Source organism: Sporosarcina obsidiansis (assembly GCF_009651005.1).
In the GTDB taxonomy this organism is placed as follows: Bacteria; Bacillota; Bacilli; order Bacillales_A; family Planococcaceae; genus Sporosarcina; species Sporosarcina obsidiansis.
Genome location: NZ_WHVW01000011.1, coordinates 53,888 through 68,898, shown reverse-complemented (window position 1 = coordinate 68,898; position 15,011 = coordinate 53,888). Strand labels below are relative to the sequence as shown.

Genomic DNA, 15,011 nt, shown 5'->3' with positions numbered 1-15,011 from the left:
AAAACTTTATGGCTATAAACAAAATTTCCAAACAGGCGGAAGAACGAAATATCCTTTGTATAGGTAGATATTTGTTATGATAAGGAAACAATGGTGGTGGGAGGGAGATCCAATGAAATTAGATCATGTCGTGTATTTCACCAATGAAAACCTAGCTGATGTAATCGAAGAACAGAACCAAGATGGATATGGAGCTGTGATGGGCGGACGTCATGAGCAGTGGGGCACAGCTAATGCTTTGCTTTATACCAATAATGCGTATATAGAATGGCTGACGTTAGAAGATAGAGAAAAGGCAGAGAAAGCGGCAGTCGATCAACCGCTAGTTGCGCAGCTGCTTCATGATCAATCATATGGTAATGGATGGGCAACGATCTGCTTTTCTGTCGATCACCTGGAGAATTTGAAAGAAGAGCTAGATAATAAAGGGTTTCAGACAACTGATATTATTCCTGCATCGAGAAAAACGAGAGAAGGGCAGCTATTGCGTTGGAATATGCTGTTTATTGAACAATCTTCTACAGATGAATTGCCTTATCCATTCTTTATTGAATGGGATGAATCAGAAGCGCAACGGTTTGCTCGGTTAGACGAACAAGGAACGCGAACAGTAGTCCATAAGAAAAGGAGCATTATAGAATGTATCTTTTTCGTGGAAGATCCGTTACGCGAAACAGGAGAATGGGCTGTCTTACTATCGCAGAAGGTAGGCGATGCGAATGATATTCGAATAGGCGATGTGGTGTTTCGCTTTGTAGAAAAGCAAGGCGTACCAGAACGTTTGGGCGATGTCCGCTTTTCGGATAACGGTTAGTACGCTAAGCAACGGGTAAACTACATATAAAAACGGCAGGGAGGAAGTAAGAATGGAACTATTGATTGAAGAGGCGGTTATCGTAGGTATTCATGAACAAAAAGATTTGCATTTTGAATATGCGATGGAAGAGCTGCGTAATTTGGCAGAAGCAATTGATGTAAAGGTAATAGGTGAAGTGACGCAAAATCTAGAACGAAGAAATCCTTCACATTATCTAGGGAAAGGAAAAATTGATGAAGTCCGTCAAGTATATGAAGAAACAGGTGCGAACTTATTGATTTTTAATGATGAACTGTCACCTTCCCAATTACGTAATCTAGAAAAAGAGCTAGAGTGTAAAATTATTGATCGCACGATGTTGATCTTGGATATTTTTGCGAGACGTGCGAGAAATCGAGAAGCACAAATGCAAGTAGAGCTAGCTCAGCTGCAATATACATTGCCACGCCTCGTCGGTTTGCGTGCTTCATTGAGCAGGCAAGGGGGCGGCACTGGCGGTGGTCTTCAAAACAAAGGGGCTGGTGAAACGAAACTAGAGTTGGATCGTCGAAAAATTGAAGACCAGATCGCCAAATTGCGACGTGAACTAGAGCATGTAAGAGACCAGCGCGAAACCCAGCGGAAGCAACGTGTACGTAGCGGGATCCCGGTGGTTTCGATCGTAGGCTATACGAATGCTGGTAAGTCGACATTGATGAATAGGCTCTTGCAGTACACGGACGCGGACCTTGCTAAACAGGTCAGTGAAAAAGACATGTTGTTTGCAACGCTAGAGACTGCGGTGAGAAAGATCAAGCTGCCTGATAAGAAGGAGTTCATCCTCACCGATACGGTAGGATTCGTGTCAAAGCTTCCTCACCATCTCGTTAAAGCGTTCCGTTCCACATTGGAGGAAGCAAAAAATGCAGATCTGCTATTGCATGTCGTGGATGTATCGAATGAAGAACATGGCCACATGATGGATGTAACAAATGAAACACTGGAAGATATTGGAGTGGAAAGTATCCCTACTATTCATGTATACAATAAAGCGGACTTGGCGGAGGTTTCTTATCCGCGTGTGCAAGAACAAAACATTTGGATGGCTGCTGGCAAGAATCAGGGCATACAGGAGTTGCTAAAGCTGATTGAGCAAAAGTTATTCAAGCAGTATGTGACATGTAAGTTACTGATTCCTTATGAACGTGGGGAGATTGTCTCTCATCTGAATGATACTGCCGTAATTAAAGAGACGGCATATGAAGAAGAAGGAACGTTGCTGATTGTTGAGTTACCGGAAAGTGAATCTCAGCGACTCGCGAAGTTCATAGTTGTGTAATTGATCCTCCATTTCGCTTTGGTCGATACAAAACATTCCCCTAGCACCTCATCATGAAGACAAAAAAAGGCTGCATGCGCAATGCATGCAGCCAAATCCTTTTATCTTTATAAGAAGAGAAAGGGGGTGGGATGCTTCTAGTTTGCCCGTTCTCGCTACTTTTAAACCTTTTTTCACTAATGAGGTAAAATGGCCCATCACTCTCGTTTTAATTGCCTATGAAGAGCATGGATGAATTTGGTATAAACGGTGTAATTCTTTGAAATACAACGTTTTTTTGAACCCTTTTCATTTTCCTGCCGTACAACTAAGTGAAGTCATTAGAAAATAGAGGAGAGATGAATAAATGAAAAAGTGGACAACGATCATAGCTGCCAGTGCACTGGCATTTGCGTTAAGCGCTTGTGGACAAACAGCTGAGCCGAAAAAAGATCCTGAAACTGGTAAGGAAGATGAGGTCGTAGTGAAAAGTGACCTCACTGTCGAGGAAGTAATGGAAAAAGCAAATGCTGCTGCGGAAACACAGCAAAGTATGCATGCCAACATGGAAATTGAACAAAACATTCAAATGGGCGAAGAAAAACAAGTCAGTAACTCAACAATTGACATGGATATGATCCTAGAACCTCTTGCCATGCGTCAAACGATAAATATGGAAATGGACGGCGAAGAGATGGCCATGGAAATGTACATGACGGAAGATGGCTTCTTCATGAAAGATCCTGAGTCAGGAGATTGGATGAAGCTCCCAAGCGAAATGTATGAACAAGTAGCGGGTCAAATGGCGGGATCAATGGAGACGCAAGTGGACTACACGATCTATGACCAGTTTGCTGACGATTTCAAATTTGAACAAACAGATGATGAATATGTCCTTACTTTGAAAGGTTCTGGCGAAAAATTCAGTCAGCTTATGAAAGATTTGATGGAACAAAACTTGCCAGCAGGAATGGATGAAGCGCAACTGGATACGATCTCTCAAATGAATATTGAAAGTATCGATTTAGAATTTACGATTGATAAGAAAACGTTCATCACAAAGAATTTTGACATGGATTTGGTCATGACAATGGAAGAGCAAGGTCAGCAAGTGAAAATCGCACAAAAGATGAAGGGTGATATTTCAAAGGTCAATGAGATTGACGAAATTAAAGTTCCTAAAGAAGTCATTGATGGCGCAGTTGATGTTAACGAAGCGATGGAACAACAACAACAGTAATAGCGAAAATGAAAGCTGTTCTTCACATTTTATTAGTGTGAAGGACAGCTTTTTTCATATGTCGTTGATAGCTACAGTATATTTCATATTTCTATATACACTGCACATTTCCCACCATATAAAAGGTAATGTCACAATGTGTTGATAACCATTTTCAATTAGGTATTGACATCATGGGTGAAATTGTTTAATGTAGTGATTGAGCGAGTGATAATCATTTTCATTTAAGTGAGAAATGCTCAAATATTCGATATCGGAGTTCTTCATGAAGAAACGTTATTTAATTACAGCCGTAATTCTACTGTCTTTCCTATCGTTGTTTGTCGGAGCGAGTCGAATCTCTCCAATGGATTTAGTAGATTGGCGATCAGAAGAAACAGAAATTTTCCTAATTAGTCGAGTTCCACGGTTAGTCGCTATTTTGTTGGCAGGTGCGGGAATGAGTATTGCGGGATTAATTATGCAACAGTTAAGCCGCAATAAATTTGTTTCACCAACGACTGCTGGAACATTGGATGCGACGCGTCTTGGAATTCTTGTATCCATGCTGATTTTTACAAATGCAACCCTGTTGGAGAAAATGGCAGTTTCCTTTGCATTTGCGCTCCTAGGCACGTTTTTATTTATGCAAATATTGGATCGAATCAAATTTAAAGACGCTATTTTCATTCCACTTGTAGGCTTGATGTTTGGGAACATCCTAGCATCCATCTCCACATTTTTTGCGTATAAAGCAAACGTGATCCAGAATATGTCGGCTTGGTTACAAGGTGACTTTTCCATGATCATGAAAGGCCGCTACGAACTTTTGTATATTAGCATACCGGTCTTGATCATTACATATTTATATGCGAATCGTTTTACAGTGGCTGGAATGGGGGAGGACTTCTCTAAGAATTTAGGATTGGCATACAAGCGTATCGTTAACATAGGCCTGATCTTAGTTGCTTTAATTACAACAACAGTTGTGTTAACGGTTGGTATGATTCCATTCTTAGGTTTGATTATCCCGAATATCGTATCGATTTTCAAAGGTGATCATCTGCAGAAGACGTTACCGCATACTGCATTGCTCGGTGCCATCTTTCTTCTAATTTGTGATATTTTAGGGAGAGTCATTATTTTTCCCTACGAAATCTCGATTAGCTTAATGGTCGGTGTCATCGGAAGCGGAATTTTCCTCTATCTGTTGTTTAGGGGGAGAGCATATGCGTAATTCAACAAAACTAATTATCTTAACAGCTTTTGCTCTATTGTTTTGTGGCTTGTATTTATTCCAAGGATTAAACGGCAGTTTTGACTATGCCCTTCCCCGTAGAGCTATCAAAGTGGTTGCAATGATTTTGACAGGCGTGGCGGTTGCGTATTCTACAGTTATTTTTCAGACGATTACACATAACAGGATATTGACGCCAAGTATTATGGGGTTAGACTCCCTATATATTTTATTGCAAACTGTTCTTGTATTCTTTTTTGGATCTACCCATTTTGTACTGATCAATCAGCAATTCAACTTTTTGCTTTCCGTCGGAGCTATGATATTGTTCGCCTTGCTGCTGTATCAGTTTTTATTCGGTAAAGGTAATCGACCGATCTACTTCTTGTTGTTGGTTGGTATTATTATCGGTACCTTCTTCGGAAGTATATCGACATTTCTGCAAGTCATGATCGATCCGAATGAATTCTTACGTGTGCAAGATAAAATGTTTGCGAGTTTTAACAATATTAACGGCGATTTAGTTTGGTGGGCGTTCGGTATCTTGGTGCTGACACTTATTATTGGCTGGCGCTATATCAATGAATTAGATGTTCTCTCATTAGGTAGAGATACGGCTATTAACTTAGGTGTATCCTATCAGACGATTGTCAAGACTATGCTGATTTTATCGGCAGTCCTCATTGCTGTTTCTACTGCATTGGTAGGACCGATAACGTTCTTTGGGCTCATTGTGGCCAATTTGTCGTATCAGTTCTTTAGCACGTATAAGCATTCCATCTTAATTACAGGGGCCGCGGTCATGAGTGTGATTGCACTGGTAGGTGGGCAGTGGATTGTAGAGCGTGTCTTCTCGTTCTCGACTACATTGAGCGTAATCATTAACTTTGTCGGTGGCATTTACTTTATCTATTTACTACTAAAGGAGAGTCGATCCTCATGATTCAGGTTCGTGAGCTAACAAAATTTTACGGAAAAAAAGCGGTCGTCGAAAAGGTCAGTGTGAATATTCATCGTGGAAAAATCACGTCATTCATTGGACCGAACGGGGCTGGTAAATCTACTCTTCTTTCGATGGTAAGCAGATTAATGGATGCAGATACGGGTGAAGTATTGCTCGATAAAAGTAAAGTCAAAGATATGAAATCCAACGAATTTGCTAAGCGTGTAGCCATTTTAAAGCAATCCAATTTCATGAATGTGAAGTTGACAATCCGTGAACTTGTCGGATTCGGTCGTTTCCCGCATTGTAAGGGCCGTCTTCTAGAAGAGGATGAACGGATGGTTGACAAAGCGTTAGAGTATATGGGCTTGATGGATATGCAAGATGCTTATTTGGATGAATTGTCTGGTGGTCAGCGCCAGCGTGCTTTCATCGCGATGACTATTGCGCAAGATACCGATTATATTTTATTGGATGAGCCACTCAATAACTTGGATATGAAACATTCTGTACAGATCATGAAAATTTTACGTCAGCTCGTCAATGATTTAGGAAAAACCGTTGTAATTGTATTGCACGATATCAATTTTGCATCTGTTTATTCAGATCGCATCGTTGCGCTGAAAGACGGGAAGATCGTCAAAGATGGACCGACGAACGATATCATCAACTCTGAATCATTACGGGAAATCTATGATATGGATATTCCAATTCAACAAATGAAAAATTGTCGGATTTGTGTTTATTTTAACTCTTAAAAAAGTGAGGAACAAAATCAAATGAAAAAACTTACATTATCTTTATTTGCATTAATTTTAATGCTTGCACTTGCTGCTTGCGGATCGAAAGATGAAGAAAAGCCTGCAGATAACGGAGCGTCCGATGATAAGCCCGCTGCTGAAGAAAGCACGGAAGTAACGATCACACATGAGCTTGGTGAAACAACACTTGAAAAGAATCCTGAAAAAGTAGTGGTTTTTGACTTTGGAACACTCGACACACTTGACGAATTAGGAATTGAAGTAGCAGGTTTGCCACAAGCAAATGTACCTGGATACCTTTCTAAATATGAAGATGAAAAATACGAGAACTTGGGTAGCTTGAAAGAGCCTGATTTTGAAGCGATCCATGCAATGAAGCCCGATGTGATCTTTATCTCAAGCCGTCAATCTGAATTGTACGACCAATTCACAGAAATCGCACCAACTGTTTACACAGGTGTAGACACATCACGTTATTTGGATTCATTTAAAGAAAACATGGATAAGATCGCTAAGATTTTTGATAAAGAAGACGAAATGAAAACGGAATTAGCAGATATAGATGCAAGCATTGAAGAAATTAAAGCGAAAACAGCTGACATAGATAGCAATGCGTTGATCATCCTTGGATCAGAAGGCAAAGTAAGTGCGTACGGACCAAGCTCACGTTTCGGGATCATCCATGACGTATTCGGCTTCAAACCAGCTGACGAAGGAATCGAAGTCTCTACACACGGACAAAATATCACATTCGAATATATTTTAGAAAAGAATCCTGATATTCTATTCGTTATCGACCGTGATGCAGCTGTTGGCAGTGGTTCAGCAAAAGACTCCATTGAAAACGACCTAGTGAAGAAAACGAATGCATTTAAAAATGATAAAATGGTTTACCTTAACGGTGAATATTGGTACCTATCTGGCGGTGGACTACAGTCAGTGAAAGAAATGATTAAAGAAGTCGAAGCTGGACTATAAGAAATCAAACCTCGAAAGACTTAGTCTTTCGGGGTTTTTTCGTATATAGCCAGACATTACAACCGATCAAGACACATGCTCACAAAAATTCCTTTAGCGCTCATAAATAAAAAACGCCTCAAAACATAACTAGTCAAAATAATGAATAGCATGCTATAATTACACATGTAAAGACACCTAAAGATTGTACAATAGAAAGGTAGAAGACAAGTGGAGACGAAAGAAATCTCACGTAATAAATTGCTTGGCATTGCAGGAACTGGTTGGATGTTTGACGCCATGGACGTAGGTATCTTATCCTTTATCATTGCGGCCCTTGCTGTGGATTGGCAGTTGACTTCGTCTGAAATGGGCTGGATTGGAAGTGTCAACTCTATCGGAATGGCTGTCGGAGCGTTTGGATTTGGATTGCTGGCGGATCGCATAGGACGCAAACAAGTATTTATGATTACGCTTATCTTATTTTCAGTCGCTAGCGGGTTGTCTGCATTGACGACTTCTTTATGGGCATTCCTCATTTTGCGTTTCTTAGTGGGGGCTGGCCTAGGTGGTGAACTTCCTGTAGCATCTACGCTAGTTTCAGAAAGTGTTTCTGCGAAAGAGCGCGGGCGCGTGGTAGTATTGTTGGAAAGCTTTTGGGCGGGAGGCTGGTTAATTGCTGCTTTGATCGCATATTTTGTAATTCCAAGTTATGGTTGGCGTGTGGCATTGATTATAACTGCCTTGCCAGCATTTTATGCGATTTATCTACGTCGTAATTTGCCGGATTCGAAGAAATTTGTGAAAGAAGCCAAAAAAGATCAATCAACTGGGCAGAAGTTAAAACTGTTATTAGCTCCAGCCTATAGAAAGCGTACGATCATGTTATGGATTGTTTGGTTTGCTGTGGTGTTTTCTTATTATGGAATGTTCCTCTGGCTGCCGAGTGTAATGGTGCTAAAAGGCTTCAGCCTAATCAAAAGCTTCGGTTATGTCTTGCTTATGACGTTGGCGCAGCTTCCCGGCTATTTCAGTGCCGCGTGGCTGATCGAACGAGCTGGACGAAAGTTTGTATTGTCTACCTATTTATTCGGTACGGCGATTAGCGCATTAGCTTTCGGCAATGCAGAGTCGTTAGCAACCTTAATGATAGCAGGTGCATTTCTATCCTTCTTTAATTTAGGTGCATGGGGGGCATTGTACGCCTATTCACCGGAACAATATCCTACATCGATCCGCGCGACAGGTTCTGGAGTTGCGGCTGCAATCGGTCGAGTCGGTGGCATATTTGGTCCGCTGTTAGTCGGTTCACTTCTTACGGCAGGCTATGGGTTTGGTATGATTTTTGCCATTTTCTGCGGTGCCATTATGATTGGTGTATTATCCGTTGTTTTGTTAGGAACAGAAACAAAACAGATGGAGTTAGCATAGAATACAATAAGTCGTTTCCATTTAACATAAATGGGGGCGGCTTTTTCAATGGTTAATGTTTTTGATTCTGTCATAGAACCTCTATAATTATGGCAAGGGAGTTGATAGGATGTTTCGTATACCAGATGAAATCGCACAACTTGCACTAAAACGCAGCGAAGGGTTCCAAGTGGAAGGCTTTGTTCATGGGGAAGGTCCTGAATCACCGAAGCTCCTATTGATTGGAGAAGCGCCAGGTGAGCATGAAGCAATACATGGTATGCCGTTTATTGGCAGGGCGGGTGATGAGCTGATGAAATCTTTAGCGTCAATCGGTTTAACACGCGAAGACGTATATATGACAAGTTCATTCAGAAGCAGACCGTATAAATGGGGTACTAAGAAGGAACGCGATGGCACTTTGACGGAACGTAAATACAATCGTCCACCAACAAAGAAAGAACAGCTAGCCCATGCCCCTGTGCTGGATTATGAAGTGGCGAATCTCAAGCCAAAACTCATTGTCACACTCGGTAATATTGGATTGCAACGATTGCTTGGCAAACATGCAAAAGTAACGGCACTTCATGGACAGTTATTGAAGCAGCCAGTTCAGTATCTACAGAAGCTAGAAGATATACAATATAGCTGGACAGAGCAGACTTACACCATCTTGCCAACATTTCATCCAGCGTCCATATTCTATCGGCCTTCATTACGACCAAATCTAGAAGAAGATTGGTTTCGGATTGGAGATTATCTTCAAGGGCTAACTTCCAAGTCGATAGAATAAGATAGAAAAGAGGCCAAGTAATGAATACACAAGCAAAGTCAACTGGATCATTTAAAAATTTTATTAGTTTAGTTAAGACGTTACACTGGCCTGTTGCTGTGACAACTATTGCCTTGTTTCTATCCCTTATTGAAACTGTTGCAGGATTGGTCGTCCCTTTAATTACTAAAGATTTGGTCGACTCTTTTACGAGCGAATTGATGAATTGGAAAACGGGTGTCTTTTTATTAGGTTTATTCATCGTCCAAGCAATTACGGGTGGCTTTTCATACTACATGCTCGCCTACATCGGAGAGACCGTAGTTGCGGATTTGCGAAACCAATTATGGCAGAAGGTTCTACGTTTGCCGGTCCCTTATTTCGATCAGAATGAAACTGGAGAGACGATGAGTCGGATTACGCAAGATACGACCGTGTTGAAGTCGTTAGTCTCTGAGCATTTGGTGGCGTTCATATCAGGTATGATCTCCATTATAGGTGCTATCATCATTTTATTAGTGCTAGATTGGAAAATGACGGTCATTATGCTCATTAGCGTACCAGTCAGTATGGCCATATTATTCCCGCTTGGTCGGTTAATGCATAAAGTAGCCAAAGCAACGCAAGCTGAAATGGCGAAATTTTCAGGGCATTTAGGTCGAGTGCTTGGTGATATCCGTCTAGTGAAAGCCTATCGTGCAGAACCCGCCGAAGGGGAAAAAGGTAAAACGGCAATTCAATCGTTATTTCGTTATGGCTTGAAGGAAGCAAAAATTCAAGCAGTTATCTCACCCATTATGATGCTGACGATGATGGGCATTTTAGTAGTGATCCTTGGATATGGTGGAGCACAAGTAGCAAAAGGTACATTGTCTGCTGGAACGCTAGTGGCGATCATTTTCTTACTATTCCAGATCATCATGCCGTTTGCCCAAATGGCACAATTCTTCACCTCCTTTCAAAAAGCAGTCGGTGCGACGGAAAGAATTCAAGGAATTTTGCGAATGAAATCAGAACCAGCAACTGGCGATTTTTCTCCAGAGCCAGATGCTGCGCTTACATTTTCTGATGTACATTTTTCTTATGAAGCAGAAAAGCCCATAGTGAACGGAATCTCTTTTACTGCCAATAGAGGGACAGTCACAGCGTTCATCGGACCAAGTGGTGGTGGAAAAACAACTATTTTTTCATTAGTCGAACGGTTTTATCAACCGAATTCAGGCGAAATATTGCTTGGCGATGTACCTGTGAATTCTATTCCGTTATCCAACTGGCGACAACGGATCGGCTATGTATCACAAGAAAGTCCGTTATTGAGTGGTACAATTCTTGATAATATCGCCTACGGGTTAGAACGACGACCACAGCTAGGTGAGGTGATCGAAGCGGCAAAAGCGGCAAATGCATACACGTTTATTGAAGAGATGCCGGATCAATTCGAAACGTGGGTCGGGGAGCGGGGTATGAAGCTTTCAGGCGGTCAGCGTCAACGAATTGCCATTGCTCGCGCCTTATTGCATAATCCGGAAATCTTATTGTTGGATGAAGCTACCTCTAATTTAGACAGTGGATCCGAAGCACATGTGCAGGAGGCATTGCAGCACTTAATGAAAGGCCGAACTACGTTGATCATTGCACATCGATTGGCAACTGTCTTACATGCGGATCAATTATTATTTTTAGAGAATGGTGTGATTACAGGTAGAGGACGTCATGAGGAATTACTGGAAACACATGATCTCTATCGTGAATTTGCAGCAGGTCAAGGCTTAGCCTAACGTAGACAAAGGAGAGGATAGTATGTATGAACCGATCGATCCATCTTATTTTTACGCCCCTGTCTTGGAGCTTGCACGTAGTCTAGTTGGAAAATATATCGTACATGAACGATCAGATAGTTTGTTAGTGGTAAGAATTGTGGAAACGGAAGCGTACCATGGACCTGAAGATCGGGCAGCTCACAGTTTTGGTAATCGCAGAACAAAACGCACGGAGGTAATGTTTGGAGAAGCAGGATCAGTATATACATACCAAATGCATACCCATGTGCTTATGAATGTCGTGAGTGCACCGGAAGGAATTCCGCATGCTGTTCTTCTGCGAGCTGGCGAGCCAGTGGAAGGTTTGATACATATGAAGGAAAACCGTGGAGGACACATCAAAAAAGTGACTGATTTAACCAATGGTCCCGGTAAGCTCTCCAAAGCACTCGGCGTTACGATGGATTTTTACGGTCATCATTGGGCACAGAAACCACTATATATTTCAGAAGGGTTGCCCCAGAATGAAGTAGAAGCAGGTCCACGCGTAGGGATTGGAAATTCAGGCGAAGCTGTTCATTACCCATGGAGGTTTTATGAGAAAGACAATCCGTTCGTCTCTAAATACAGGAAATGAAGGATAGCAAATGACAATCTCGCGGTGTTAGCCGTTACAGAGAAGAATAGAGGACAATATGAAAAATATATTGAAGATGGGAAGTGCCTTCATAGGCATCATTGTCGGAGCCGGCTTCGCTTCGGGAAATGAAATTATGACGTATTTTACGAGCTTCGGTCTAATGGGAATCTTGGGTGCTATTGTGTGTACGGCATTGTTTGCCTATTTAGGAATGGTGCTGACGAGATTAGGTAGCCGTATGCAGACGAATTCTCATAAAGATGTAGTTTATAAAATTAGTGGACGATACTTAGGTATAGTAGTAGATGGAGTTATTATCTTTACACTGTTTGGCGTGGGTGTCGTTATGTTAGCAGGTGCAGGGGCCAATCTCCAGCAACAATTTGCGCTGCCTTCCTATGTTGGTAGTTTGCTCATGATCGTGTTGGTATTTTTAACCATGTTATTAAATGTAGATAAAGTGGTTGGGGTGATCGGCAGTATAACGCCTTTTTTGATCATCACGGTTATTGGTGTGTCGATTTACAGTTTGCTGACGATGGATACGACATTTGCTGTCCTAGATCCCTTAGCGAAAGATGTGCCGACCACTTTGCCGAATTGGTTCTTATCAGCGATTAACTATGTATCGTTCAATATCGCGGTTGGTGCGTCCATGTCTATCGTGATGGGTGGTGCTGAGAAAAATGAAAAGACTGCGGCGTGGGGAGGTTTTGTTGGAGGCCTAGGCTTAGGTATCTTGATTTTATTGAGCCACTTGGCGCTTTTTTCAAAAGTAGATGTAGTAGCGGGCACGGAGTTACCGATGCTTGCGATCATCAATGATATTTCCCCTGTTTTTGCGACATTCATGGCGCTCATTCTCTATGGGATGATTTTTAATACGGCAGTTAGCATGTTCTACGCATTTGGAGCAAGGTTCATTGAAACAGGGACGCTAAAATTTAAAGTGTTTGTAGGCGGCGCCTTATTGATCGGTTACGCTTTAAGTTTCTTTGGTTTCACAAACTTAGTCAGCAATTTTTATCCGCTTGTCGGCAACTTGGGCCTGTTTTTAGTGGCTGCACTTATTTTCGCGTCATTCCGTATGCCGAAGAAAATATAGGGGGACGTTGAAAAAGATTTGGTTCGCATCAAAACGTAAATATAAGGATCCGTTTAAGTAAAGAATCAAGCCACTGACAAAACCCCCGCAAAATTCGCGGGGGTTTTCCTTCATCGTTAAACAGTTGCCAATTCAAGCTGTACAGCTGGACCAAAGAATTCGAAGTGGACTTTTTCTTCAGGTACACCGATCGCATAAAGCTGTTGGATGACGAACTCCATGAAACCAGTAGGTCCACATACATAGATATCACTGCCTTCAAGAACGTTTTCTTGCAAGAACTCACGAGTGAACATGCCATCTCCCTCTTCTGAATAAAGAGCTTTGTAGGCGGAGTTAGGTAATTTTGCATTCAATTGTTCAAGCTTTTCCGCAAATGCTTGTTGGCTACGTGTACGTGCAGAATGTAAGAACGCAACTTCACGCTCAGGTGACAAGTCTGCAATGGTTTGATACATCGCCATCATTGGTGTGATCCCAACACCACCGCTGATTAATGTTACCGGTGTTGTCGTTGTAGGCTCTAAGTAGAAATCTCCTGCTGGTGCACTGACTTCAATAATATCTCCAACGCTTGCCTGGTTATGCAAGTAACAAGACACCACACCATTAGGTTGTAGTGAATCCTCACGTTTTACAGAAATCCGGAATGTGTCATCATTTGATTTTTGTGACAAGCTATACTGACGGTTGACGATATTTTTTGCACCCGGGATGGACAGCCGGATCGTAATATATTGTCCTGGCAAGTAGTATGGCAATTTCTTTCCATCTACTGGCTTTAGATAAAATGAAGTAATGACATCACTTTCTGCTACTTTATCCACAATCTCGAAATTCTTGAACATTCTCCAGCCACCTTCAGCTTCAGCTGTATGGTCATACATTTCTGCTTCGACGCCGATGAAAGCATCCGCGATCACACCATAAGCTTCTGCCCATGCGTTGATGATTTCAGGAGTTGCTGCGTCTCCAAGAACTTCTTTAATCGCCCCTAACAAGTTTTCTCCTACAATTGGATAATGTTCAGGCAAGATACCGAGAGAACGGTGTTTATGTGCAATTTGTACGACAGCCGGCAAAATTGCTCCTAAATTATCAATATGTTGAGCAGCTGCATACACCGTGTTAGCGAGTGCTGTTTGCTGACGTCCTTGTGATTGGTTAGCGTGGTTGAAAATATCTAGCAATTCTGGATGTGCTTCAAACATATTTCTGTAGAAAACAGTCGTAATCGTTTTACCGTGTTGCTCGAGCACAGGTACAGTTGATTTAATAATATCGATCGTTTGTTGAGATAACATAAGGTAATGCACAACCTTTCCGTATTTGATGTTCCTATCATAAAACATTCGCTGGTTAAAAGCTATATATAAAATACATGTTTAAATAGAATACAAAAAATGGACACAGTTCATTCAATAAGCTGACATATAATGTGATTAGGATAAAGTAGTTACCTTTTAATGATAACCGGCTGTATATAGTTTATACACCGAGTGAAACCATCACATCTTTCGTCTGACTTGCTACTGTAGATAAGGATTTTTTGCTCGGAAATGTTATAATAGAAAGAGAAGTGAAAGTGGTGATATTATGCGTTTAACAATGTATACGGATTATTCGCTGCGTGTTCTAATTTTTCTAGCATCCAAACAACCTGATGAATTATCCACCGTGCAAGAAATCTCGGATGCTTATCAAATCTCTAAAAATCACCTCACAAAGATTGTCCATGAGTTGGGGAAGTTACAGTTAATTGAAACGATTCGTGGCCGTGGCGGAGGAATTCGTCTTAGTATAGATCCCAAGGACATAAATGTCGGTGAGCTCGTTCGCAAAACGGAAGACGATTTTCATTTGGTCGAATGTTTTGATCCGAATAAAAACCTGTGTGTGTTGTCATCGGCCTGCCATTTGAAGGGTGTATTATATGAAGCGCTCCAAGCTTATTTTGCCGTGCTGGATCGCTATACGATCGCTGACTTTCTTCATAATGCTGAAGATATCCATGCTTTATTATTTCCCACTAGTCAATCTTGAATAGTGTGATAAGATATAAATAGTAAACAGAGTGAATTAGGAGGAATTGA

The 15,011-nt window shown here is 41.4% G+C and carries 14 protein-coding genes; 13 read left to right on the top strand and 1 reads right to left on the bottom strand.

Annotated features, from left to right (window positions below; translation table 11 throughout):
* Positions 1-112: 112 nt before the first annotated feature.
* The 12 genes from GD002_RS10540 to GD002_RS10485 all read left to right on the top strand — a co-directional run bounded on the left by GD002_RS10540 (position 113) and on the right by GD002_RS10485 (position 12,918).
* On the top strand, positions 113-814 hold the full coding sequence (locus tag GD002_RS10540; RefSeq protein ID WP_194841558.1) for a VOC family protein: 702 nt from the start codon (positions 113-115) through the stop codon (positions 812-814).
* A 52-nt stretch (positions 815-866) separates the two neighbouring features.
* Positions 867-2,135, top strand: coding sequence for a GTPase HflX (hflX, locus tag GD002_RS10535; RefSeq protein WP_153732322.1), 1,269 nt, complete (start codon positions 867-869; stop codon positions 2,133-2,135).
* A gap of 346 nt (positions 2,136-2,481) precedes the next feature.
* On the top strand, positions 2,482-3,354 hold the full coding sequence (locus GD002_RS10530; RefSeq protein ID WP_153732321.1) for a DUF6612 family protein: 873 nt from the start codon (positions 2,482-2,484) through the stop codon (positions 3,352-3,354).
* A 265-nt stretch (positions 3,355-3,619) separates the two neighbouring features.
* Complete coding sequence (locus tag GD002_RS10525; protein WP_153732320.1) at positions 3,620-4,570, top strand: ABC transporter permease; 951 nt, start codon at positions 3,620-3,622, stop codon at positions 4,568-4,570.
* The gene (locus GD002_RS10520) at positions 4,563-5,513 is read left to right on the top strand and encodes an iron chelate uptake ABC transporter family permease subunit (protein ID WP_153732319.1); all 951 of its coding nucleotides are present in this window, start codon (positions 4,563-4,565) and stop codon (positions 5,511-5,513) included. Before GD002_RS10525 ends, GD002_RS10520 begins: the two co-directional genes overlap by 8 nt.
* The gene (locus tag GD002_RS10515) at positions 5,510-6,271 is read left to right on the top strand and encodes an iron ABC transporter ATP-binding protein (protein WP_153732318.1); all 762 of its coding nucleotides are present in this window, start codon (positions 5,510-5,512) and stop codon (positions 6,269-6,271) included. Before GD002_RS10520 ends, GD002_RS10515 begins: the two co-directional genes overlap by 4 nt.
* Before the next feature lie 21 nt (positions 6,272-6,292).
* Positions 6,293-7,252, top strand: coding sequence for a siderophore ABC transporter substrate-binding protein (locus GD002_RS10510; RefSeq protein ID WP_153732317.1), 960 nt, complete (start codon positions 6,293-6,295; stop codon positions 7,250-7,252).
* A gap of 267 nt (positions 7,253-7,519) precedes the next feature.
* Entirely contained in the window at positions 7,520-8,662 is a 1,143-nt protein-coding gene (locus GD002_RS10505; protein ID WP_194841562.1) for an MFS transporter, read from the top strand.
* A 109-nt stretch (positions 8,663-8,771) separates the two neighbouring features.
* On the top strand, positions 8,772-9,434 hold the full coding sequence (locus GD002_RS10500) for a uracil-DNA glycosylase (protein ID WP_153732315.1): 663 nt from the start codon (positions 8,772-8,774) through the stop codon (positions 9,432-9,434).
* A gap of 20 nt (positions 9,435-9,454) precedes the next feature.
* Positions 9,455-11,191 (top strand): ABC transporter ATP-binding protein, encoded by a 1,737-nt coding sequence (locus GD002_RS10495; protein WP_153732314.1) that lies wholly within the window; start codon positions 9,455-9,457, stop codon positions 11,189-11,191.
* A 22-nt stretch (positions 11,192-11,213) separates the two neighbouring features.
* Positions 11,214-11,810, top strand: a complete 597-nt coding sequence (locus GD002_RS10490) for a DNA-3-methyladenine glycosylase (RefSeq protein WP_153732313.1) — start codon at positions 11,214-11,216, stop codon at positions 11,808-11,810.
* A 58-nt stretch (positions 11,811-11,868) separates the two neighbouring features.
* On the top strand, positions 11,869-12,918 hold the full coding sequence (locus tag GD002_RS10485; RefSeq protein ID WP_153732312.1) for a YkvI family membrane protein: 1,050 nt from the start codon (positions 11,869-11,871) through the stop codon (positions 12,916-12,918).
* Between the two features lie 116 nt (positions 12,919-13,034).
* Here GD002_RS10485 and hmpA read toward each other — a convergent pair whose 3' ends face one another.
* Positions 13,035-14,222 (bottom strand): NO-inducible flavohemoprotein, encoded by a 1,188-nt coding sequence (hmpA, locus tag GD002_RS10480; RefSeq protein WP_153732311.1) that lies wholly within the window; start codon positions 14,220-14,222, stop codon positions 13,035-13,037.
* Positions 14,223-14,514: 292 nt separating this feature from the next.
* Between hmpA and GD002_RS10475 the strand changes: the two genes are divergently transcribed.
* Complete coding sequence (locus GD002_RS10475; protein WP_153732310.1) at positions 14,515-14,961, top strand: RrF2 family transcriptional regulator; 447 nt, start codon at positions 14,515-14,517, stop codon at positions 14,959-14,961.
* Positions 14,962-15,011: the final 50 nt, after the last annotated feature.